This window comes from Pseudomonas duriflava (assembly GCF_007830155.1).
Lineage (GTDB): Bacteria > Pseudomonadota > Gammaproteobacteria > Pseudomonadales > Pseudomonadaceae > Chryseomonas > Chryseomonas duriflava.
This window is the reverse complement of sequence record NZ_VLKY01000003.1, coordinates 386,688-406,108: the sequence shown is the minus strand read 5'-3', so window position 1 is coordinate 406,108 and position 19,421 is coordinate 386,688. Positions and strand designations below refer to the sequence as shown.

The following is a 19,421-nucleotide window of genomic DNA, read 5'->3' as shown; positions in this document are numbered from 1 at the left end:
GAGTGTTACCTGTGTTGCTGATAATCTTGCGACCCATCAGTCTTACAGCACAAGCACCCACACGAATTGCTTGATTCAACTTGTTAAAGAGCGGTTGGCTGAGAACCTTGTCTCAACCGAGGCGCGCATTCTACGCTAACCTCATGTTCTGTCAAGCATTTCTTTCAGATCATTTTGTCTTCCGGAAACCTTGTCAGCCTGCCAGGGCGATCTCTCGTCTTGGCAGCGGGAGGCGTATTCTACACAAGCCCAGGGGCTTGTCAACCGCTACCCGCCTTCCCGGCTGGCCCGCCAGACGGACCTGCCTGCTAGACTAATTAGATAAGCCATTGATTTACAAGGCTTTTTCCAACCACCCCAGCAAGGAAGTGGGCGCATTATAGGCCCCTCAGACAGGACGTCAAGCGTTATCTTGAAATCACTCTGCTTTTATATGAATACGAGCAAAAGCCTTTTTGCCTGCCTGGCAGATATAAGTAGAGCCTGCTTTAAAGATGAAATCCTTATCAACTTGCTGCCCATCCACCTTCACACTTCCAGCACTTAGCAGATCACGCGCTGCAGCTGAGTTCTTGACCAAGCCTGCACGATTGAGAACAGCCGCCACAGGCAAGTCTTGTGCTGAAACAACGTCAACATCAGGAATCTCCTCAGGCAGTTCACCATCCTTCATCCGGTTACCTGCAGCTCGGTGCGCCGTAGCAGCCGCCTCTTCCCCATGAAAGCGCGCTACGATTTCTTCGGCCAGCTTAATTTTAATATCACGCGGGTTTGCTCCTGCTTCAACGTCTTGCCGGAATGACGTTATTTCATCCATACCTCTGAAGCTGAGCAGCTCAAAATAGCGCCACATTAGTGAATCCGGGATGGACACTAACTTGCTATACATAACGCCAGGCGGTTCTTGGATGCCAATATAGTTACCCAAGGACTTGGACATCTTTTTGACGCCATCCAGCCCCTCTAATAGAGGCATAGTAAGAATGGACTGCGCTTCCTGACCGTACGCCCGCTGCAGCTCACGCCCCATTAATAGATTGAATTTCTGATCCGTACCACCCAGTTCGATATCGGCACGTAGTGCAACCGAGTCATATCCCTGTACGAGAGGATATAAAAACTCATGAACCGCAATCGGTTGGTTACTCGAATACCGCTTACTAAAGTCGTCACGCTCAAGCATGCGCGCAACCGTATATTGAGAGGCTAAGCGAATGAAGTCTGCCGGCGTGAGCTGATCCATCCAAGTGGAGTTAAATGCGACCTCCGTTTTTTCCGGATCCAGAATTTTGAAAACCTGCGTCTTGTACGTTTCCGCATTATCAAGGACTTGATCACGCGTTAGAGGCGGCCGGGTAGCACTTTTCCCGCTGGGATCACCAATCATGCCGGTGAAATCACCAATCAGAAAAATGACGTGATGCCCAAGCTCTTGAAACTGACGAAGCTTATTTATTAGGACAGTATGTCCCAGATGTAAATCGGGCGCAGTTGGGTCGAAACCAGCCTTGATTCGAAGCGGACTTCCCCGCTTCAGCTTTTCAATCAGCTCAGATTCCACTAAAAGCTCATCAGCCCCCCGCTTAATCAAGGCAAGCTGTTCTTCGACCGACTTCATGATAAATCCCACCTAATTTGAAGGCGCAAACCATACAAGATCATTCGAGAATTTCAATATTTCAAGCAAACCTTGCTAATCAAGTACATTTAGAAATTCTTTAAGGGTTGTTCAGAGCTTTATTTGATTATATTTTAGGCAGTTATTCACGCTCAAAAGCACCACTTCGCCATGACTCAACCGACTTCAAAAAGTCCGTTTTATCCTAAAAGCCATATTTTGGCTGCTAGTGGTGTCGCTGCGCTTCTGAGCCTGGCTCTACTGGTATTTCCTTCGCGCGAGGTTGAAGCGAAGAAGACACTGATAAATATGGATATCTCTAACAGTACCGGACAGCTTATCCAAGAACGGGATAACGTCCGCCAACTGACTTCTACTTTAGAGACGCCAGCTGAGCCCTCAGAACCTGCCTCACCTTTTGCCAGCATTTCACCTTCTATTGAGGAAGACCCAGAAACCGCTCGCTCCGCGCCTGAGCTAGAGCCTGCGGAACAGAATAACCTGGCCAGTAAAGAGCCAAAATGGAAAGAAGTAACTGTAAAAAACGGTGACACTCTTTCAACTATTTTTGAAAACGTTGGCCTCTCTACCACTACTTTGCATGATGCTCTCAACAGCGCCTCAGAAGCCAAACGTTTCAGCCAACTTCGTGTTGGCCAAAAGTTAGAATTCAAGGTGTCACCTGACGGACAATTGCTTTCTTTACGTAGCAAGCCTAGCACTTTAGAGACGCTAACCCTGTCGCGAACAGAGAGCGGGTATGACTTAAAACGCGACCTGGCCGAGCCGAAGACGGAAAAAGCCTATGCCAGGGGCGTTATTGAAAGTTCTCTTTTTGCAGCCGCCCGCCGCGCCGGTCTTTCACACGACATGACTATGGCCTTGGCTAATGTATTTGCCTATGACGTAGATTTTGCTCTGGATATACGAGAGGGTGACGAGTTCGAAGTTATCTACGAGAAAAAAATGGTGGATGGCAAGCGCGTCGGTAACGGCAACATACTCGCGGCTCGCTTTACTAATCGCGGCAAAACTTACACAGCCGTGCGCTATACCAATAAACAAGGCAACACCAATTATTACACTGCTGATGGTAGCAGCATGCGCCGAGCCTTTATTCGCACACCTGTAGAGTTTGCTCGGATCAGCTCGCGCTTCTCACTCGGCCGTTACCACCCCGTACTGAATAAATTGCGTGCTCATAAAGGCGTCGATTATGCAGCGCCTACAGGGACACCGATTCATGCCACGGGAGATGGACGCATTGTTGAAGCTGGGCGCAAAGGCGGTTATGGCAATGCGGTTGTAATCCAGCATGGGAAACGCTACAGCACCGTATATGGCCATATGAGTCGTTTCGCCAAGGGCATTCGTGCAGGGACATCTGTCAAGCAAGGCCAAGTCATTGGATATGTCGGCATGACCGGCTTGGCGACCGGACCTCACTTGCATTACGAGTTTCGTATCAACGGAACCCACGTTGACCCACTAGGCGTAAAGCTACCTATGGCCGATCCTATAGCCAAAGGAGAGAAGCAACGCTTTTTGGCACAGAGCCATCCTTTAATGGCACGTATGGACCAAGAAAAGGCTACTTTAATAGCCTTGAACAAACGCTAGGCATACCTTATGCCCAAGTATATAGGAGTGATGTCTGGTACCAGCTTGGACGGGCTGGACATCGCTCTTATTGAACAAGCAGATAACACGTGCACATTATTGGCTGCGCACTATCTTTCCATGCCAGACGACTTGAGGCAGGCACTGCTTGCCCTTTGTAGTCCCGGCAATAATGAATTGGAGCGCGCTGCTCTTGCCGAACAGCATTGGGTAATGCTAGCCGCCCAAGGCATAGCTCATCTTTTAGATCAAGAACATCTTCCTACAAGCGCTATTCGGGCTATAGGCAGTCATGGACAAACAGTCCGCCATAGCCCAGCGGATCATTACAGCATTCAGATTGGCAATCCAGCCCTCCTAGCCGAACTCACTGGTATAGATACTATCGCTGATTTTCGGAGGAGAGATATTGCTGCCGGGGGACAAGGCGCCCCTCTGGTTCCCGCTTTTCACAAGGCAATATTTGAACATCCTCAAAAATCACGTGCCATCTTGAACATTGGCGGCTTTACCAATGTAACGCTTTTGTCACCCGGCCGCCCCGTTGAAGGATTCGATTGCGGGCCTGGCAACGTATTACTTGATGCTTGGATTCAGACACGACTCGGTAAAAGCTTTGACCCCGACGGCAGTTGGGCAGCAAGCGGGACCCCTTCCGCCGCCCTGCTTAACCGGTTTCTTGAAGATTCTTTTTTTGCGCAGCAAGGCCCTAAAAGCACAGGGCGTGAGCTATTTAACCTTGAGTGGCTTAATCATCACTTGTGCAGCACCCCGCCTCTATTGGCACAAGACGTTCAGGCCACGTTAGTAGAATTAACCGCCGTCTCAGTAAGTCGGTCTATTCAACAGGCACAGCCTGACTGCTCGGAAATCTTTGTCTGTGGCGGTGGCGCTCATAATCAGCACTTGATGACGAGACTGGCTTACCATATGCCTTCAAGTAAAGTCCTGACGACGCATACCTTAGGCATATCTCCCGACTGGGTAGAGGCTATGGCTTTCGCTTGGTTAGCTCACTGCTTCCTTGAACACATACCTGGAAATTGCCCTGAAGTAACAGGCGCACAGGGCTTAAGAGTTCTAGGGGCGCTTTATCCTGCATGAAGAGAAGCGCCACCCGGAGTATCTTTAACTAGATAGAAAAAGACTGACCGCAACCGCATGTGGTTGCGGCGTTTGGATTCTTAATGACAAATCGCGAGCCTTCCAAGCCTTCCTGATAGTCGACCTCAGCACCAGCCAGATACTGAAAGCTCATTGGATCAACCACTAGGCTGACTCCGTCACGCTCAACAATCGTGTCGTCCTCAGCAGTGTCCTCATCAAATGTGAAACCGTATTGAAATCCAGAGCAGCCGCCCCCGGTAACAAACACGCGTAATTTCAAACGGGGATTACCTTCCTCGTCGATCAGAGTCTTCACCTTATTGGCTGCACCAGGAGAAAACACCAAGGGAGTTGGAATAAAGGTTTCTATCGTCATACTCAGATCTCCCGGCTTTCGCCGATACCCACTTTAACAAGCAACATTATCCGCTTAACCGAGCAAAATGATCAACTATTCACATAAAGACGCTCGTCAATAAATCTACGACTCTTTAGGTGACGCTCCTCATTTAGCGCACTACTATTTCAGCTTTGCTCAGCCCCGGAGACACCCATGCTTTATTTATGGATCAAAGCTTTACATATAATTGCTTTAGTCTGCTGGTTTGCCGGTCTGTTCTATTTACCACGCCTGTTTGTCTATCATGCACAAAGCGAAGATGATGTCAGTAAGGCTCGTTTCTGTCTGATGGAGCGAAAGCTGTATCGCGGCATCATGCTGCCATCCATGCTGTTAACGCTTGTCTTTGGGGTTATGTTGCTTGTTATCAATCCAGGCTGGATGAGCCAAGGTTGGCTGCATACCAAACTGGCGTTAGTGGTCGTGCTGATTGGATACCATCATATGTGTGGTGCCATGTTGAAACGCTTTGCTCGCGGAGAAAATCGCCGAAGCCATGTTTTCTTTCGCTGGTTTAACGAAGCGCCTGTGCTACTTCTGATCGCCATAGTCATTTTAGTTGTAATTAAACCTTATTAACTTAGCGAAGCAGCGGCTCCAAGGCTGCTGCCTCAACCACAGTCATGCGACAAGGAAGCGCAATGTCCGACTTACGATACAAGGTAGTTTTCGATGGACAATTAATGCCTGGCATGGAGAAGGAAACCATCCTGCTTAACCTGGCAACATTGTTCAAAAGCGACTTGCAGCAGGTTAGCAAACTTTTTAAAGGGCCTACCACAATAAAGAAAGACCTCTCAGAGCTAGAGGCGGAGCGGTATGTGAAGGCCTTACGTCAGGCTGGCGCCTTGGCAAGGAAAGAGCAAGATCTTTCCTCCATGTTAACACTCGTTTCTGACGATACAACGCCGACACTTTTACAAGCATCAGAAACAATGATATGTCCGAAATGTAGTTATGAGCAGCCAGTTGACCAAGAGTGCTCCGCATGCGGAATTATTATTGAAAAATATCAAGCCCGACTAGCAGCACCAACATCTGCAATACCCGGACCAGCATTATCTCCCTATGCACCACCAAAAGCGGAGCTGAAAAGCAGTAGTCCTCAACACTACGGAAAACTTAAAGTTCTTAGCTTGAATGGCCGCATCGGCAGGCTCCGCTTTCTGGCATGGTCTCTGGTATCAGCTACAGTCTTGGCGCTGTTTTCTTTAATATTTGTCGCATTGGGCTCATCCTCCGCCTTGGGAGGGGCTGGCTTTACTCTTTCCATTACGCTACTTGCCTTGGCTGTCACGTTAAGCATTGGCGTACAACGTCTACATGATATGGGCTGGTCTGGATGGCTCTGGCTTATCTCAGCCATTCCATTCGTTGGTGGGCTATTTACACTTCTTCTTCTGATTGTGCCGGGTAATCGAGAGGCAAACCGCTATGGACCGCCTCCACCGCCTAATAGCACTTCAGTCAAAGTACTGGCTAGCCTTTGGCTGGTCGTTGTCATCCTTGGGATTCTCGCAGCTATCGCAGTGCCTGCGTATTACGCCTATACCCTACGTGCTACTGGCCATTAAGCCGTTATGATCATCGCAACCCCGCCAGGCTTGAGCGGTCAAACCTGGTGCGGTCTTTTTGAGAGTTCATCATGCCTCGTTATGCTTTAGTGACTGGTGCTTCAAGCGGTATCGGGCTTGCCCTTGCCGAAGCCTTGGCTCGTCGTGGACGCGCCTTGATCCTGCTCGCTCGCAAGCGCGACGCTCTAGAAAGTATTGCTAGTGAGCTGACACAACGCTTTGGTGTCGAGGCGCTGTATCGCGTGTGCGATCTTTCGGAACCTTTGCACGTAACTGGGCTACTGCATGAACTTGAGCAAAGCGAAAAGCATATCGATTTACTGGTCAATTGTGCTGGAATAGGTACTAGCGGCCCGTTCATCAGCAGCGACTGGTCAAAAGAGCAACGCCTTATTGAACTCAATGTACTTGGCCTGAGCCGTCTCTGCCATGCAATAGGCGAGAAGATGGCTACACAGGGCGGAGGTCAGATTCTGAATGTGGCCTCTACAGCTGCCTTTCAGCCTGTTCCCTGGATGAGCAGTTATGCCGCCAGCAAGGCCTATGTTTTACATTTTTCCGAAGGCTTACGTGAAGAGCTCAGGCCTCGTGGCGTTAGCGTATCTGTTCTTTGCCCAGGCCCAACGCGTACACACTTTTTCCGAAAAGCAGGTATGAACACAGCCCCTCTTGAGCGAGGCAAAGGGCTCATGAATGCGGAAGACGTTGCCCTGATTGCCATGCAAGGACTTTCAAAACGCACTGCCGTTATCCACTGTGGCTGGCGTAATTATATGATGGCGCTGATGCCGCGTTTTTTCCCTCGCTTTCTAGTGCGCAAAATAGCCGCTAAAGCCAGTCGAATGTTGTCCTCTTCATGATCTACATCTGTGACTAACCGGCAGCCCCCGCTACACTCTGCCTTAAATCCACACACAGGAGACTTCAATGGACTGCCTGTTCTGCAAAATTGTCGCTGGGGATATTCCTGCTCGTAAATTATACGAGGATGATAAGGTCATTGCCTTTCACGATATCTCCCCCCAAGCACCGGTACATTTTCTAGTCATTCCTAAGAAGCACATCGCTACGCTACATGACCTGAGCGAAACCGATGACAAAGCGCTGGCAGGGCATATCCTCTTTACAGCACAGCGTCTAGCGCAGGAGCAAGGCTGTGACGAAGGCTTCCGGGTCGTCATGAATTGTAACGCCATGGGTGGACAGACGGTTTATCACATCCATATGCATGTGCTAGGCCAGCGGCAAATGACATGGCCGCCAGGCTAGGACAAGTGTCAACATGCTTACATACAGGTTCATAGGGGATTTCAATGAGCAATGATCGTCACTATTCGCCTGGCGACCGCCTGCTATTGCAGATAGACAGTGCCTTACGCACCCTATTGCCGTTTAGCGGGCAACCCGAGCGCATTTCGCCAGCTACCGGTCATGAAGAAACATCTCTAGATGAAGAAAGCGCTCGGCATGTAGCCGGCCTCATGCGTATCAATCACACTGGTGAGGTTTGCGCGCAAGCTCTTTACCAAGGTCAAGCTCTGACTGCAAAACTACCTGAAGTGCGAAAAACGATGGAAAAAGCGGCTGATGAAGAAATTGATCACCTAGCCTGGTGCGAACAGCGCATCCGCGAGCTTGGTAGCCGCCCCAGCCTGCTAAATCCATTGTTTTATGGACTCTCGTTTGGCATGGGCGCTACCGCTGGCCTGATCAGTGATCGTTTGAGCCTAGGCTTTGTTGCTGCGACCGAGGAGCAGGTCTGCAAGCATTTAGATGAACATCTGGAGCAAATCCCTGCCGAGGATCGCCGCTCGCGTGCCATTCTTGAGCAGATGCGTACGGATGAAGAGCAACATGCCAATCATGCGCTTGATGCTGGCGGACTCCGCTTCGCTACTCCTATCAAGTTTGGCATGACGCTGTTATCCAAAGTAATGACCAAGAGCACTTATCGTATCTAGCAAACGGGCGCCTTTTGAGCGCCCTTTTTGATAATGTTTGACTTGGGTTTATCATGGCCTAGCAAAACCAGCCCCCCTCTCGCATTTGACACTTCAAACACGGCTAACCTGCTGCTCCGACAGATTGTGCTGTGGCATCGTTAAATAGATTGTTCAGAACCTAGTGGAAAGTCACTCTACAGGCTATTCAGAGATTAGGGTAGTTATGATCGCGCCTTGAGGGTCATAGCCCCTGACTGGGGATCACACTTCATTATAAAATGCGCATATAGCGCAATAAACTACTAGCAGAAAGCCCCATAAATCGAAGCTGGATACTCCGTAAGTATGTTGATAATGCCTAGCATTCCTACACTATGGTAAGCCCTAGCAGGGATACACGGCAGTGCTATGTGCTAGGCATATCCAAACACACCCAACTTTTAACCTAGTTCGACAATTTCGTACCCATGAGTTATTTCGACCCCAGCGCGCTCTAACATAATCGAGGCTGAGCAATACTTTTCAGCCGACAACTCAATTGCTCGCTTTACTTGAGCTTCCTTGAGATTGCGCCCCTTAACTACAAAACGAATATGAATTTTCGTAAAGACTTTCGGCTCAGTCTCGGCACGCTCAGCCTCTAGAAACGCCTCGCAGCTTTCTACTGCCTGACGGGACTTCTTGAGAATGCTCATGACGTCAAAGTTCGTGCAACCACCAAGACCGATCAACAGAGCTTCCATAGGCCGAACACCTAGGTTACGACCGCCATGATCTGGCGGGCCGTCCATTACAACAACATGCCCACTACCAGACTCACCAAGAAACATGGCCTCGCCGGCCCATTGAATACGTGCTTTCACTTATGGACTCCGCAGAAAGAGAAATAATGAGAATATCACAGGGCACCTCCACACCTCATTGCTCTCAAATAGCCACTAAAAAGCCATCAAAGTGTTAGGCGTGTCGCACCCTGCAAAACTATCAAGAGAAAGGGATAAAATTCGATTTAGTTTGCTGGCAAACTTGCCGCGATGTTCAAATCCCTGTAGACAAGGCTTGTCTCACTACCAGGAATCAGCATGGCCGCTATCATACCTCCTGCAAAGCTACAACATCTTGATAAACTGCTCGCGCATTGCTCACGTCGGCGGTATACCGCCAAGACGACAATCATCTATGCCGGTGATAACAGCGAGAGTCTCTTCTTTATTTTGAAAGGCTCGGTAACCATCCTGATTGAGGATGATGAAGGCCGCGAAATGATTATCGCGTACCTAAACGCTGGCGACTTCTTCGGCGAGATGGGACTTTTTTCCAAGGAAGGTAGCGAACCGGAGCGCAGTGCCTGGGTACGCGCAAGAACGGAATGCGAAGTTGCAGAAATCAGCTATAGCCAGTTCCGCGAACTGAGCCAACAGGACCCCGATATGCTCTTCTCTCTGGGGCGCCAGATGGCTGAGCGTTTGCGTCAAACCACCCGTAAAGTTGGTGACTTGGCTTTTCTTGATGTCACAGGGCGCGTAGCACGTACGCTACTTGATCTCTGCAAGCAACCTGATGCCATGACTCACCCGGATGGTATGCAGATCAAGATCACTCGCCAGGAAATTGGCCGGATCGTTGGCTGCTCCCGTGAAATGGTTGGCCGGGTCCTTAAGTCTCTTGAAGAGCAAGGTCTCGTTCATGTCAAAGGGAAAACAATGGTAGTTTTTGGAACGCGCTAACGATACCCAAAACAAAAGCCGGCCTAGCGCCGGCTTTTTTATTACAGAAATCAGCCAGCGTCGGGAGCAGAAAGACCCGTGTGTCGCTCTGGGAAGAACAACCGGTGCAATTCGTGCCCAGGATTTTCAGCCTTCATGAAGGCCTCTCCTACCAAAAAGGCATGAACATTACTGACTTGCATCAGCTCGACATCAGCCCGATTAAGGATACCGCTTTCGGTTATAACCAAACGACCCTGAGGAATCAGCGGAAGCAGGTCAAGCGTAGTCTCCAGACGCACTTCAAAGGTATGCAGATTGCGGTTGTTGATACCAACAAGAGGCGTATCGAGTACCTTCAAGGCCCGCTCTAATTCATTTCCATCATGTACCTCGACTAACACGTCCAGGTCATAAGACTTGGCTGTAGCAGCCAGGTCAGCCATCTGACCGTCTTCTAGTGCTGACACAATCAGAAGGATACAATCCGCTCCGATTGCACGCGCCTCGACTACTTGGTACGGGTCAATCATGAAATCTTTACGGATGATGGGCAGCGTACAAGCGGATCGTGCAGCCTTGAGATACTCATCACTTCCCTGAAAAAAATCGATATCCGTAAGCACGGACAAGCAGGCAGCACCTCCCGCTTCATAGCTACGCGCGATCTCCTCCGGAACGAAGTGCTCACGCAAAAGCCCTTTACTGGGCGAAGCCTTCTTAACTTCAGCAATAACTGCAGGCTCCTTACGGGCTGCTCGATCGATCAAAGCCTGGGCAAACCCTCGGGGCGCATCGGTCATCCCTGAGACATACCGATCAAGATCAGCTAACGAAACGCGGCTTTGACGCTGCGTGATCTCCTCTGCCTTACGCGCAAGAATCTTTTGCAGGACACTGGGTACGCTCACGCTTCGTTCTCCACTTTGTACACGGCCGTAAAACTGGCCAGCTCATCCATTTTCTCTTTGGCTAGCCCACTACAGAGCGCATCATGCGCCAAGCTAACACCTTCTTTAAGGGTAGAAGCCAGATCAGCTGCATAAAGCGCTGCACCTGCGTTGAGCACAATCATATCAGCAGCTTTCTGAGCCGCCTCGGTCGTACGACGACCAAGGGCATCACGAATCAATGCCAATGAACTGCTTGGGCTGTCGACAGTAAGGCCTATAAGGCTTTGGCTCTTAATCCCTACGTCCTCAGGCAAAACTTCATACTCAACGATCTGCCCGTCCTTGAGCTCAGCGACATGGGTCGGAGCTGCCAGGCTAAATTCGTCCAAGCCATCTTTGGAGTGGACAACAAGGACATGTTTGCTACCAAGTCTCTGAAGTACCTCTGCCAGAGGGCGACACAAAGCCGGGGTAAAAACACCTACTACTTGGTGTAACACTCCGGCAGGGCTCGTCAGCGGGCCAAGCATATTGAATAACGTTCGTAGACCTAATGACTTGCGCGGGCCTGCCGCATACCGCATAGCGCTGTGGTGGGACTGGGCAAACATGAAGCCAACCCCTACCTCTTCGACACAGCGGGCAATTTGCACAGGTGTCAGGTTAAGGTAAATCCCCGCAGCCTCTAATAAATCGGCACTACCACTTTTTCCAGAGACCGCACGGTTGCCATGCTTGGCTACTTTTCCACCAGCAGCCGCAACGACAAAAACCGACGCTGACGAAACATTGAAAATATTAGCCCCATCGCCTCCCGTACCGACGATGTCGACAACATGTTCCAATGTTGGCAGTTCGACCTTAAGAGCCAGTTCACGCATGACACTGACGGCCCCGCAGATTTCGTCAATGGTTTCGCTCTTTATACGCATACCGACTAAAAAGGCTCCGATCTGTGCCTCGTCGCATTGCCCCGTCATGATCTGACGCATGACAGCGCGCATTTCCTCTGTAGTCAGGTCGAGCTGATTCACGATTCTGTCAAGAGCTTCCTTGATATCCATATCAGCGCATGCCTCCGCTCTGCTTGAGGAAATTAGCCAGGAGGTCATGCCCGTATTCCGTAAGGATGGACTCCGGATGAAACTGCACACCTTCGATCATGTACTCACGATGCCGTAGCCCCATGATTTCATCCATGCTGCCATCCGGATGTTGCGTCCATGCAGTGATTTCAAGGCAGTCAGGCAATGTCTCTCGCTTAACGACCAGGGAGTGATAGCGCGTCACGGTGAAAGGGTTTGGCAGGCCGGCAAATACGCCCTCTCCCTTGTGATAGACCAAACTGGTTTTTCCATGCATAGGTTCGCGGGCGCGCACAACTTCGCCGCCAAAGGCCTGCCCCAGGCTTTGATGCCCGAGACAAACTCCTAAAACAGGTAGCTTACCGGCCGAGTGCTTTAGCAACTCAAGTGATACACCCGCCTCGTTAGGCGTACAGGGGCCAGGCGAGACGACTATGCGCTCTGGCGCTAGTGCCTCGATATCGGCAACGGTAGACTCATCGTTACGCACGACCTTCACATCTGCCCCTAGCTCGCCTAAGTACTGGACCAGGTTGTAAGTGAAGGAGTCATAGTTATCCAGCATTAATAACATGTCGGCAATTCCTTCAAGAATCCAGTGTGGAGGTCTGTTCGGCTAACGCAACCGCTCGGAACATAGCACGGCGCTTGTTAATGGTTTCTTCCCATTCGGCTGCTGGCTGAGAGTCCGCCACGATGCCGCCCCCGGCCTGGACATGCAATTCGCCGTTCTTGATCACTGCCGTACGAATGGCGATAGCGGTATCCATGTTGCCGTTCCAGGCCAAATAACCTACAGCTCCCCCATAAACGCCGCGCTTGACTGGCTCTAATTCATCGATGATTTCCATTGCCCGAATCTTGGGCGCCCCCGACAGGGTTCCTGCCGGCAGGATCGCACGCAAGGCATCCATAGCGCTCAGGCCATCTTTCAACTGCCCAGTCACATTGGAAACAATATGCATGACATTCGAATAGCGCTCGATGATCATTTTTTCAGTCAGCTTGACCGAGCCGGTTGACGATACGCGGCCTACATCATTACGGCCCAAGTCAATAAGCATCAGGTGTTCAGCAACTTCTTTCTCATCGCTTAGCAGGTCTTGCTCCAACTCCAGATCCTGCTCTTGCGTAGCTCCACGCGGACGGGTACCGGCAATAGGGCGGACGGTAACCAGCCCCTCCTCTACACGCACCAGAACTTCCGGCGAACTTCCTACCACGTGAAAGTCGCCAAAGTTAAAGAAGTACATATAGGGGGTCGGATTAAAACAACGCAGAGCTCGATAGAGATCAATGGGAGCCGCAGTGAAATCAATGGACATACGCTGGGAAGGTACGACCTGCATGCAGTCACCTGCCAGGATGTAATCCTTAATTTTGGTAACGGCCTGCTCATAATCTTCGCGGGTGAAACTGGCACGAAAATTAGGCTCGTGAACGTGCGTCGCACTGAAGTCGAGCCCTCGACGTGGCGTAATGGGTTGCCTTAAGGCCTCAAGCAAGTCGTCCAGGCGGCTCATGCCTTTATCGTAGGCATCCTGCTCGGCTGGATCGACCAGGACAATGGCATGCATCTTTGTAGAAAGATTATCGAACACCACGACGGCATCGGAGACCATTAGTAGAATGTCCGGGTTTCCCAACGGGTCGGGATTAGGACACTCTCCCAGACGCTTTTCTACATAGCGCACACAGTCATAACCGAAATAACCAACCAGACCGCCATTGAAGCGCGGCAGATTGGGCAGATTAGGGACACGATAGCGTTGCTGGAAGGCCTCGACAAAGGCCAGCGGATCATCGACCTCAGCCTGTTCGATAACGTCACTACCCTCACGGACGACGACTTGATGCCCGTAGACCCGCAGCACGGTACTGCTGGGTAGGCCAATGATGGAATAACGTCCCCATTTTTCGCCGCCCTGTACTGATTCGAGCAGATAGGTATTGGTACCGTTAGCCAGCTTTAGATAAAGCGAAAGCGGCGTATCGAAATCAGCAAGAGTTTCGAAGGTCAGGGGAATGCGATTGTAGCCAGCATCGGCTAGACGCAGAAATTCTTCGCGGGTCATGATCAGCCTCGTGGATGAGGAAAAAAACGGTCAGGTGCAAAACATGCCGGACGGACCGGCCAGGAATAAGTCAGGCGCGCCAGCGCCAACGCGCCAGAGCCTTAATGACCTTCATCCAGAGTTTGCAGGTGACCACCACGATTCGATCTCTTCGGCGGGATAAACAGGAATAACAGCACACTAGCTCAGCCTGCACGTCGAAGCAACCCATTCGCCAAGAGATCAAAGGTTTCGTTTATGACAATAGCTGTCGAAGATCATCAAGGAGCATGTCCGGCGACTCATTAGCAATAGGCTGCCCATGGTTATAACCATAGGTCATGGCTACGCAGCGGACGCCAGCGGCACGTGCTGCCCGTACGTCATTACGGGAGTCACCAACAAAAAGTGCTGCTTCTGCTTCGACGCCGGCCTTCTGCATGACATACAACAGCCCAGCCGGATCAGGCTTTTGCTGGGGGAGCGTATCACCGCCAATGATCCATGAAAAAAACCGCCCCAGCCCCATGTCATCGAGCAACGGGGCTACAAAACGTTCAGGCTTGTTGGTAATAACGGCCATGGCGATGCGCTTCTCTTCAAGCGCAGCCAGTCCTTCCGAAACCCCCGAATAAACCTCAGTTAAGGCATGGCTCCCGCCATAGATTGACATAAACAAGGCCAATGCCATCTCCGTTTCGCGCTCGGAGACAGCGTGGTGATCCATGCTGTCTGCCAGTGCACGACGCACCAGTACGCGCGCGCCGTTTCCAATCCACAGCCGGACCTTGCTCAGCCCGGCCGGGGGGCGCCCTAACTGAACGAGCATGGCATCGACGGCAACCGCAAGATCTGGCGCAGAGTCCAGCAAAGTGCCATCCAGATCAAACATGACCAGGCGCGGCAGACGCCCATGAAATAGGGCCTCTAACAGACCTGACGTCATATAGCACGCGCCTTGGCAAGCTCGTCTCGCATGGACTTGATGACCTCGGCATAATCCGGCGCACCGAAGATCGCGGATCCCGCCACAAAAGTATCGGCTCCGGCGTGAGCAATCGCACCGATATTACTGACGTTGACTCCACCATCAATTTCCAGGCGGATAGGCAGGCCAGAGGCATCGATCAATGCACGAGCTTCACGCAGCTTGTCGAGCGTGCCTGGAATGAATTTCTGACCACCAAAGCCCGGATTCACGCTCATGAGCAGAATCATGTCAATCTTATCCATGATATATTTCAGACAATCCAGGGATGTAGCAGGATTGAATACAAGTCCGGCCTTGCAGCCACCCGCCTTAATCAATTGCAAAGAACGATCGATGTGCTCCGAGGCTTCGGGATGGAACGTGATGAACGAAGCACCTGCATCAATGAAGTCGCCAATGATGCGATCCACTGGCTTAACCATCAAATGCACATCGATAGGTGCCGTTACACCATATTTGCGCAAGGCCGAGCAGACCATCGGACCAATAGTCAGATTGGGCACATAATGATTATCCATAACATCGAAGTGGACAATGTCGGCACCTGCAGCAAGCACTTTATCTACATCTGCTCCTAAGCGGGCGAAGTCGGCAGAAAGGATCGATGGAGCGATGGCATAAGGTTGCATGGATAAGCCTCAAGGCGGTCATGGGAAATAGCATTGTAACTGTGCCTACCCGATAGGCTCATCGGTTTTGGCATCCTGCTGATAAAGTACCAACAGGTCTAATTCTCTGTGTTCTGACAGGCGAAAGCCTACGCTACGATTATTGTTATAGAAGCTTTGGCGGCAAAGCCTGCGGTAGATGATCTTCTATGGACAGCGTGATGCACACATCATGAATTGCAGGCTCTGCCTTACCGCCTATACAGAAGATGAAGTGTAAACCCTATGTTGAATCGCCTTTTCGACCTAACATTTTTATTATTTTCTTCGTGCCTTTTAGCCGCCTCAATTACTTATGCTGAAGACAAGACATCCCCGCCCGCACCGCAGCCCAACCTTGAGCGAGCTGCGCCTTTAGAGCGCAGCCAGGAAGCCGCACAAGCTCTTGAACGCACGTTACCTTCTGACGAAAGACAAACCCTGAACGCAGGAAGCGAATCCTTTTTGGCACTTTGGCGTCTGGCTAATACACCCCAGCCACAAGGTACCATCGTATTGATTCCCGGCGATGGTGAGTCAGCAGACTGGCCAAGAGCGCTCGGTCCTTTGCGTCGCAAGCTACCTGACGCGGGCTGGAATACGCTAAGCCTTACCTTACCTGACCCCCAAAACACGGCGCCTCAGCCGCGAACATCTGGTTCATCCTCAGTCTCGTCTGCCGATGCAGATGCCAATACGAGCACTGGCAATACATCTACAACCGTAGAAGGAGTGGCCGGAACGGCTCCCACTGCCGAAACCCAGGCGGAAGTAGGTAGCAGCGAACCTGCCCAGGCCGGCACGGCTCTACCAGACCCGCAAATAATAAAAGATGCTTATGCAGAACGGGTCATGGCACGTATTGCATCAGGGATCGATCTTGCTTTGCAAAGAGGCGCTCAGCAGGTCATTTTGCTAGGGCATGGCAGTGGTGCTTACTGGGCAGCTCGCTACTTGGCCGAGCGTGAACCTAGTGAACTTCACTATCTGCTCATGGTGGACGGCACGGTTCCGATCGGCTTTGCTCCGCCCCTTGAAGCTATAGCACCCAAATTGAATCTGACAATAGGTGACTTCTTTCATGACCAGACGGCACGTGTCCGCAGCGCCGCCGAGCGTCGACGCCAAGCCGCTGTGCGCGAAAACACTTCGCGCTATACCCAAATCAGCCTCAAGATCATCCCCGGCGACCCTAAAAGTGAACAGGAGCAGCTATATCGACGCTTACGCGGCTGGCTGAATAGCCACGTCAAAGCAGCTACCCCAGAGGAAACTCCCTAAGGCTTCAGCGGAAACCATGCCGCTCTCTGACTATTGCATACGCCGCATGCAGAGCCGCCGTTTTCTCGGCGGCCTCTTGTACAAGGTATTTATTGGCACCCATGCCTTGAACCTTGTCTGGGTGATGCCGGCTTAGCAATCGACGATAGGCACGCTTGATAATTTTCGGGTCATTACTGCTGCTCACCCCCAGCAAGGCCAGGGCTTGTCGGTAGGCTTCATCGGAACAGGGCACCTTGGCTGCTCGCATCGGCTGCAAGTCTTCCGTACGCACACGGGATAAACCCGCCCACTCCCCCCATTGCAGAATGAGGTCACGCTCGCCCGGTCTCACACTGCCGCTTACCCAAGCCATACGCCAGCAGGCACGAACAAGAAGCTCCGCCTGATCAGCGGCTGCCCTCAAGCGTGCCTGCGTTGAGGGCACCGACTTTTTACCCTGCGCAAAGGCTGCAATAGCACGGCGGCGACCGTCGGCATTCAATCCGAGCCGTTTGATCTCGCCTTCAGCCTGCCGAATATGCGCAGCGGTAACCTGTCCTCCTACCTTGGCCAGGCACCCCAGCAACTCGAATAACAATTGATACTCAAAGACGTCTTGCCTCAGCCGTACTCGCAGAGCTGACCAAGAAGTCAGGCCTAGCTGCCGCTCGGCAGCATGCCCCAAAACACCTCCGAGCAGAGCGCCCGGCAGGCTGGCCAAGGCCCATCCTGCCGCCACTCCTGTTAACGTGAGCGGCCAAGGCCAGAACATCTATTCACCCGCCTGGATCAATCGCTCGACCTCTGCCAATCGCTCATGGGTTCCGACGTCCACCCAACGGCCCTTATAGTGCTGCCCACTAACACGCCCCGCCGAAATAGCCGCACGCAGCAGTGGCGCCAACTTGAACGCACCGGGTTCGCAACCGTTAAACAACGTCGGATGTAAGACGGCAATACCGCTATAGGTAAGCCGTTGTTCGCAAGCGCCCTGCTCGACTATATGTCCATCCTTCAAGTAGAAGTCTCCCTCCGGGTTATGCAGAGGGTTATCGACCAAAACCAGATGGGCTAAAGCTCCATCCATCTTGTTTAATTGCCGATAATCGCAATCCGTCCAGATATCTCCATTAACGATCAGAAACGGTGCGTCTCCTAACAAGGGCAACGCCTGAAAAATACCCCCTCCGGTTTCCAGAGGTTCGCCCTCACGCGAATAGGAAATTCTGACGCCGAAAGCAGAGCCATCTTGTAAGTGATCCTCGATCTGCTGGCCTAGCCAAGCATGATTGATAACCACGTCGGTAAATCCGGATTTTTTCAAAGCATGGATATGGTATTCGATCAGCGGTACCCCCCCAGCACGAACCAAGGGTTTGGGCGTATGCAGGGTCAGCGGTCGCAGACGCTCTCCACGCCCCGCCGCCAGAATCATCGCCTTCATACGCTCTGGCCCGCCTGTAACTGTTTCAACAGTGTACCCAAGGACGCTAGTTCAGGGCGTCGCGCGATAACAGTTTCGATATAGGTAAAGAAGCGTGGTACGTCAGCAAGGTACTTGGGCTTGCCGTCTCGATGGCATATGCGCGCGAAAATACCGATGACCTTGAGGTGTCGCTGTACGCCCATAAGATCACTTGCTCGATAAAAGGCTTCAAAATTTTCATCGACCGGCAGCCCTTGTTGACGAGCACGCTCCCAATACATTGCAAGCCAGTCCTTGACCCGTCTCTCTGGCCAGCTGAGGAATGCATCTTTAAACAAGCAGGTCACGTCATAGGTAATGGGACCAAACACGGCATCCTGAAAGTCGAGAATGCCTGGATTGGGGTCGCTTACCATAAGATTGCGCGGCATATAATCCCGATGGACCAGCACCTGTGGCTGCGCCAGAGCGCTATCGATCAATACCTCACAAACATGCTGCCACTCCGCTGCCTCGGCTTCACTAAAAGAACGCTTCAACACACAGCGCACATACCAGTCCGGGAACAATTGCAACTCGCGTGATAGCAGCGCACGGTCATAAACGGGCAAGCGCCCTGCGACAGGAACCCGCTGATAGGCCAGAAGAGCAGTTAACGCCGCATCAAAATAATCATCCGCATTATCAGCAGTCAGGACGTCCAAATAGGTGTGCCGCCCTAGATCACTCAGAAGCAGAAAGCCTTGATCAAGATCTTGCGCCAAAATTTCAGGCACATGCACGCCCGCCTCAGCCAATAAACTTGCCACATGAAGAAAGGGCCGGCAGTCCTCTTGAGGCGGGGGGGCATCCATCACAATCAGCGTACGCCCGTCACACTCCCAGCGGAAATAACGTCGAAAACTGGCATCACTACTGGCGGGCGTCAGGGTCCCCGTAGGATAGGCACCCCACCCTCTTTCTTGGAATAAGCGAGCTAGAGAAAAGTCCAGCCAGGTACGCAATTGAGTAAAACGAATATCTTCGGACATTTCTAGCGGTATCCCTCGGCTCTAGCCGTTGTGCAGGTCATGCTTTATTATCCGATATCTTTT

20 protein-coding genes and 1 pseudogene are annotated in these 19,421 nt (G+C 51.6%); 9 read left to right on the top strand and 12 right to left on the bottom strand.

What is annotated here, in order from left to right; genetic code table 11:
- Positions 1-418: 418 nt before the first annotated feature.
- Complete coding sequence (gene tyrS / locus IQ22_RS06320) at positions 419-1,618, bottom strand: tyrosine--tRNA ligase (RefSeq protein WP_145139700.1); 1,200 nt, start codon at positions 1,616-1,618, stop codon at positions 419-421.
- A 171-nt stretch (positions 1,619-1,789) separates the two neighbouring features.
- On the opposite strand from tyrS, the gene IQ22_RS06315 reads away from it, so the two are divergent.
- Positions 1,790-3,238, top strand: coding sequence for a peptidoglycan DD-metalloendopeptidase family protein (locus IQ22_RS06315; RefSeq protein WP_145139698.1), 1,449 nt, complete (start codon positions 1,790-1,792; stop codon positions 3,236-3,238).
- Between the two features lie 9 nt (positions 3,239-3,247).
- Positions 3,248-4,342 carry an anhydro-N-acetylmuramic acid kinase gene (locus IQ22_RS06310; protein WP_145139695.1) on the top strand — a complete coding sequence of 365 codons (1,095 nt, stop codon included), beginning with the start codon at positions 3,248-3,250 and terminating at the stop codon, positions 4,340-4,342.
- Positions 4,343-4,370: 28 nt separating this feature from the next.
- On the opposite strand, the gene erpA is transcribed toward IQ22_RS06310, so the two are convergent.
- The gene (gene erpA, locus IQ22_RS06305) at positions 4,371-4,721 is read right to left on the bottom strand and encodes an iron-sulfur cluster insertion protein ErpA (RefSeq protein WP_145139692.1); all 351 of its coding nucleotides are present in this window, start codon (positions 4,719-4,721) and stop codon (positions 4,371-4,373) included.
- A 177-nt stretch (positions 4,722-4,898) separates the two neighbouring features.
- On the opposite strand from erpA, the gene hemJ reads away from it, so the two are divergent.
- From hemJ to coq7, 5 genes are all read left to right on the top strand, one after another.
- Positions 4,899-5,324, top strand: coding sequence for a protoporphyrinogen oxidase HemJ (gene hemJ, locus IQ22_RS06300; RefSeq protein WP_145139689.1), 426 nt, complete (start codon positions 4,899-4,901; stop codon positions 5,322-5,324).
- A gap of 113 nt (positions 5,325-5,437) precedes the next feature.
- The gene (locus tag IQ22_RS06295) at positions 5,438-6,319 is read left to right on the top strand and encodes a DUF805 domain-containing protein (RefSeq protein ID WP_244308973.1); all 882 of its coding nucleotides are present in this window, start codon (positions 5,438-5,440) and stop codon (positions 6,317-6,319) included.
- 71 nt (positions 6,320-6,390) lie between these two features.
- On the top strand, positions 6,391-7,179 hold the full coding sequence (locus tag IQ22_RS06290; protein ID WP_145139683.1) for an SDR family NAD(P)-dependent oxidoreductase: 789 nt from the start codon (positions 6,391-6,393) through the stop codon (positions 7,177-7,179).
- Positions 7,180-7,246: 67 nt separating this feature from the next.
- Positions 7,247-7,588, top strand: a complete 342-nt coding sequence (locus IQ22_RS06285; protein WP_145139680.1) for a histidine triad nucleotide-binding protein — start codon at positions 7,247-7,249, stop codon at positions 7,586-7,588.
- Between the two features lie 44 nt (positions 7,589-7,632).
- Complete coding sequence (coq7, locus tag IQ22_RS06280; RefSeq protein ID WP_145139677.1) at positions 7,633-8,280, top strand: 2-polyprenyl-3-methyl-6-methoxy-1,4-benzoquinone monooxygenase; 648 nt, start codon at positions 7,633-7,635, stop codon at positions 8,278-8,280.
- 422 nt (positions 8,281-8,702) lie between these two features.
- On the opposite strand, the gene IQ22_RS06275 is transcribed toward coq7, so the two are convergent.
- Positions 8,703-9,125 carry an OsmC family protein gene (locus IQ22_RS06275; RefSeq protein ID WP_145139674.1) on the bottom strand — a complete coding sequence of 141 codons (423 nt, stop codon included), beginning with the start codon at positions 9,123-9,125 and terminating at the stop codon, positions 8,703-8,705.
- 219 nt (positions 9,126-9,344) lie between these two features.
- Here IQ22_RS06275 and crp point away from each other — a divergent pair, with 219 nt between their 5' ends.
- Positions 9,345-9,989 (top strand): cAMP-activated global transcriptional regulator CRP, encoded by a 645-nt coding sequence (crp, locus tag IQ22_RS06270; protein WP_145139672.1) that lies wholly within the window; start codon positions 9,345-9,347, stop codon positions 9,987-9,989.
- 50 nt (positions 9,990-10,039) lie between these two features.
- On the opposite strand, the gene trpC is transcribed toward crp, so the two are convergent.
- The 6 genes and pseudogenes from trpC to rpe all read right to left on the bottom strand — a co-directional run bounded on the left by trpC (position 10,040) and on the right by rpe (position 15,620).
- Complete coding sequence (trpC, locus tag IQ22_RS06265; protein WP_145139669.1) at positions 10,040-10,879, bottom strand: indole-3-glycerol phosphate synthase TrpC; 840 nt, start codon at positions 10,877-10,879, stop codon at positions 10,040-10,042.
- A complete protein-coding gene (gene trpD, locus IQ22_RS06260) occupies positions 10,876-11,925 on the bottom strand; it encodes an anthranilate phosphoribosyltransferase (protein WP_145139666.1) in 1,050 nt (349 codons plus the stop codon). Before trpD ends, trpC begins: the two co-directional genes overlap by 4 nt.
- Position 11,926: 1 nt before the next feature.
- Positions 11,927-12,520 (bottom strand): anthranilate synthase component II, encoded by a 594-nt coding sequence (locus IQ22_RS06255; protein ID WP_145139663.1) that lies wholly within the window; start codon positions 12,518-12,520, stop codon positions 11,927-11,929.
- A gap of 13 nt (positions 12,521-12,533) precedes the next feature.
- On the bottom strand, positions 12,534-14,021 hold the full coding sequence (gene trpE / locus IQ22_RS06250; RefSeq protein ID WP_145139660.1) for an anthranilate synthase component I: 1,488 nt from the start codon (positions 14,019-14,021) through the stop codon (positions 12,534-12,536).
- Positions 14,022-14,091: 70 nt separating this feature from the next.
- Positions 14,092-14,946, bottom strand: a pseudogene (locus tag IQ22_RS06245) (phosphoglycolate phosphatase).
- Positions 14,943-15,620: a ribulose-phosphate 3-epimerase gene (rpe, locus tag IQ22_RS06240; RefSeq protein ID WP_145139654.1), complete on the bottom strand. Its 678-nt coding sequence runs from the start codon at positions 15,618-15,620 to the stop codon at positions 14,943-14,945. The pseudogene IQ22_RS06245 and the gene rpe overlap by 4 nt, the downstream one beginning before the upstream one ends.
- A gap of 264 nt (positions 15,621-15,884) precedes the next feature.
- Between rpe and IQ22_RS06235 the strand changes: the two genes are divergently transcribed.
- A complete protein-coding gene (locus IQ22_RS06235) occupies positions 15,885-16,919 on the top strand; it encodes an alpha/beta hydrolase family protein (protein ID WP_145139651.1) in 1,035 nt (344 codons plus the stop codon).
- Positions 16,920-16,923: 4 nt separating this feature from the next.
- On the opposite strand, the gene IQ22_RS06230 is transcribed toward IQ22_RS06235, so the two are convergent.
- Genes IQ22_RS06230 through IQ22_RS06220 form a run of 3 tightly spaced genes read right to left on the bottom strand, consistent with a single transcriptional unit; the run spans position 16,924 to position 19,358 of the window.
- Positions 16,924-17,673, bottom strand: a complete 750-nt coding sequence (locus IQ22_RS06230) for a DnaJ domain-containing protein (RefSeq protein ID WP_145139649.1) — start codon at positions 17,671-17,673, stop codon at positions 16,924-16,926.
- Positions 17,674-18,345, bottom strand: coding sequence for an N-acetylmuramate alpha-1-phosphate uridylyltransferase MurU (gene murU / locus IQ22_RS06225; RefSeq protein WP_145139646.1), 672 nt, complete (start codon positions 18,343-18,345; stop codon positions 17,674-17,676). It lies immediately after the preceding gene.
- Positions 18,342-19,358 (bottom strand): aminoglycoside phosphotransferase family protein, encoded by a 1,017-nt coding sequence (locus IQ22_RS06220; protein ID WP_145139643.1) that lies wholly within the window; start codon positions 19,356-19,358, stop codon positions 18,342-18,344. Before IQ22_RS06220 ends, murU begins: the two co-directional genes overlap by 4 nt.
- Positions 19,359-19,421 lie beyond the last annotated feature (63 nt).

Coding starts and splice junctions, on each gene's coding strand:
- trpD (WP_145139666.1), bottom strand. CDS start 11,925: ATGGATATCAAGGAAGCTCTTGACAGAATCGTGAATCAGCTCGACCTG.
- IQ22_RS06295 (WP_244308973.1), top strand. CDS start 5,438: ATGGAGAAGGAAACCATCCTGCTTAACCTGGCAACATTGTTCAAAAGC.
- IQ22_RS06220 (WP_145139643.1), bottom strand. CDS start 19,358: ATGTCCGAAGATATTCGTTTTACTCAATTGCGTACCTGGCTGGACTTT.
- erpA (WP_145139692.1), bottom strand. CDS start 4,721: ATGACGATAGAAACCTTTATTCCAACTCCCTTGGTGTTTTCTCCTGGT.
- IQ22_RS06290 (WP_145139683.1), top strand. CDS start 6,391: ATGCCTCGTTATGCTTTAGTGACTGGTGCTTCAAGCGGTATCGGGCTT.
- rpe (WP_145139654.1), bottom strand. CDS start 15,620: ATGCAACCTTATGCCATCGCTCCATCGATCCTTTCTGCCGACTTCGCC.
- IQ22_RS06285 (WP_145139680.1), top strand. CDS start 7,247: ATGGACTGCCTGTTCTGCAAAATTGTCGCTGGGGATATTCCTGCTCGT.
- IQ22_RS06235 (WP_145139651.1), top strand. CDS start 15,885: ATGTTGAATCGCCTTTTCGACCTAACATTTTTATTATTTTCTTCGTGC.
- IQ22_RS06315 (WP_145139698.1), top strand. CDS start 1,790: ATGACTCAACCGACTTCAAAAAGTCCGTTTTATCCTAAAAGCCATATT.
- IQ22_RS06230 (WP_145139649.1), bottom strand. CDS start 17,673: ATGTTCTGGCCTTGGCCGCTCACGTTAACAGGAGTGGCGGCAGGATGG.
- murU (WP_145139646.1), bottom strand. CDS start 18,345: ATGAAGGCGATGATTCTGGCGGCGGGGCGTGGAGAGCGTCTGCGACCG.
- tyrS (WP_145139700.1), bottom strand. CDS start 1,618: ATGAAGTCGGTCGAAGAACAGCTTGCCTTGATTAAGCGGGGGGCTGAT.
- hemJ (WP_145139689.1), top strand. CDS start 4,899: ATGCTTTATTTATGGATCAAAGCTTTACATATAATTGCTTTAGTCTGC.
- IQ22_RS06255 (WP_145139663.1), bottom strand. CDS start 12,520: ATGTTATTAATGCTGGATAACTATGACTCCTTCACTTACAACCTGGTC.
- IQ22_RS06310 (WP_145139695.1), top strand. CDS start 3,248: ATGCCCAAGTATATAGGAGTGATGTCTGGTACCAGCTTGGACGGGCTG.
- coq7 (WP_145139677.1), top strand. CDS start 7,633: ATGAGCAATGATCGTCACTATTCGCCTGGCGACCGCCTGCTATTGCAG.
- crp (WP_145139672.1), top strand. CDS start 9,345: ATGGCCGCTATCATACCTCCTGCAAAGCTACAACATCTTGATAAACTG.
- trpE (WP_145139660.1), bottom strand. CDS start 14,021: ATGACCCGCGAAGAATTTCTGCGTCTAGCCGATGCTGGCTACAATCGC.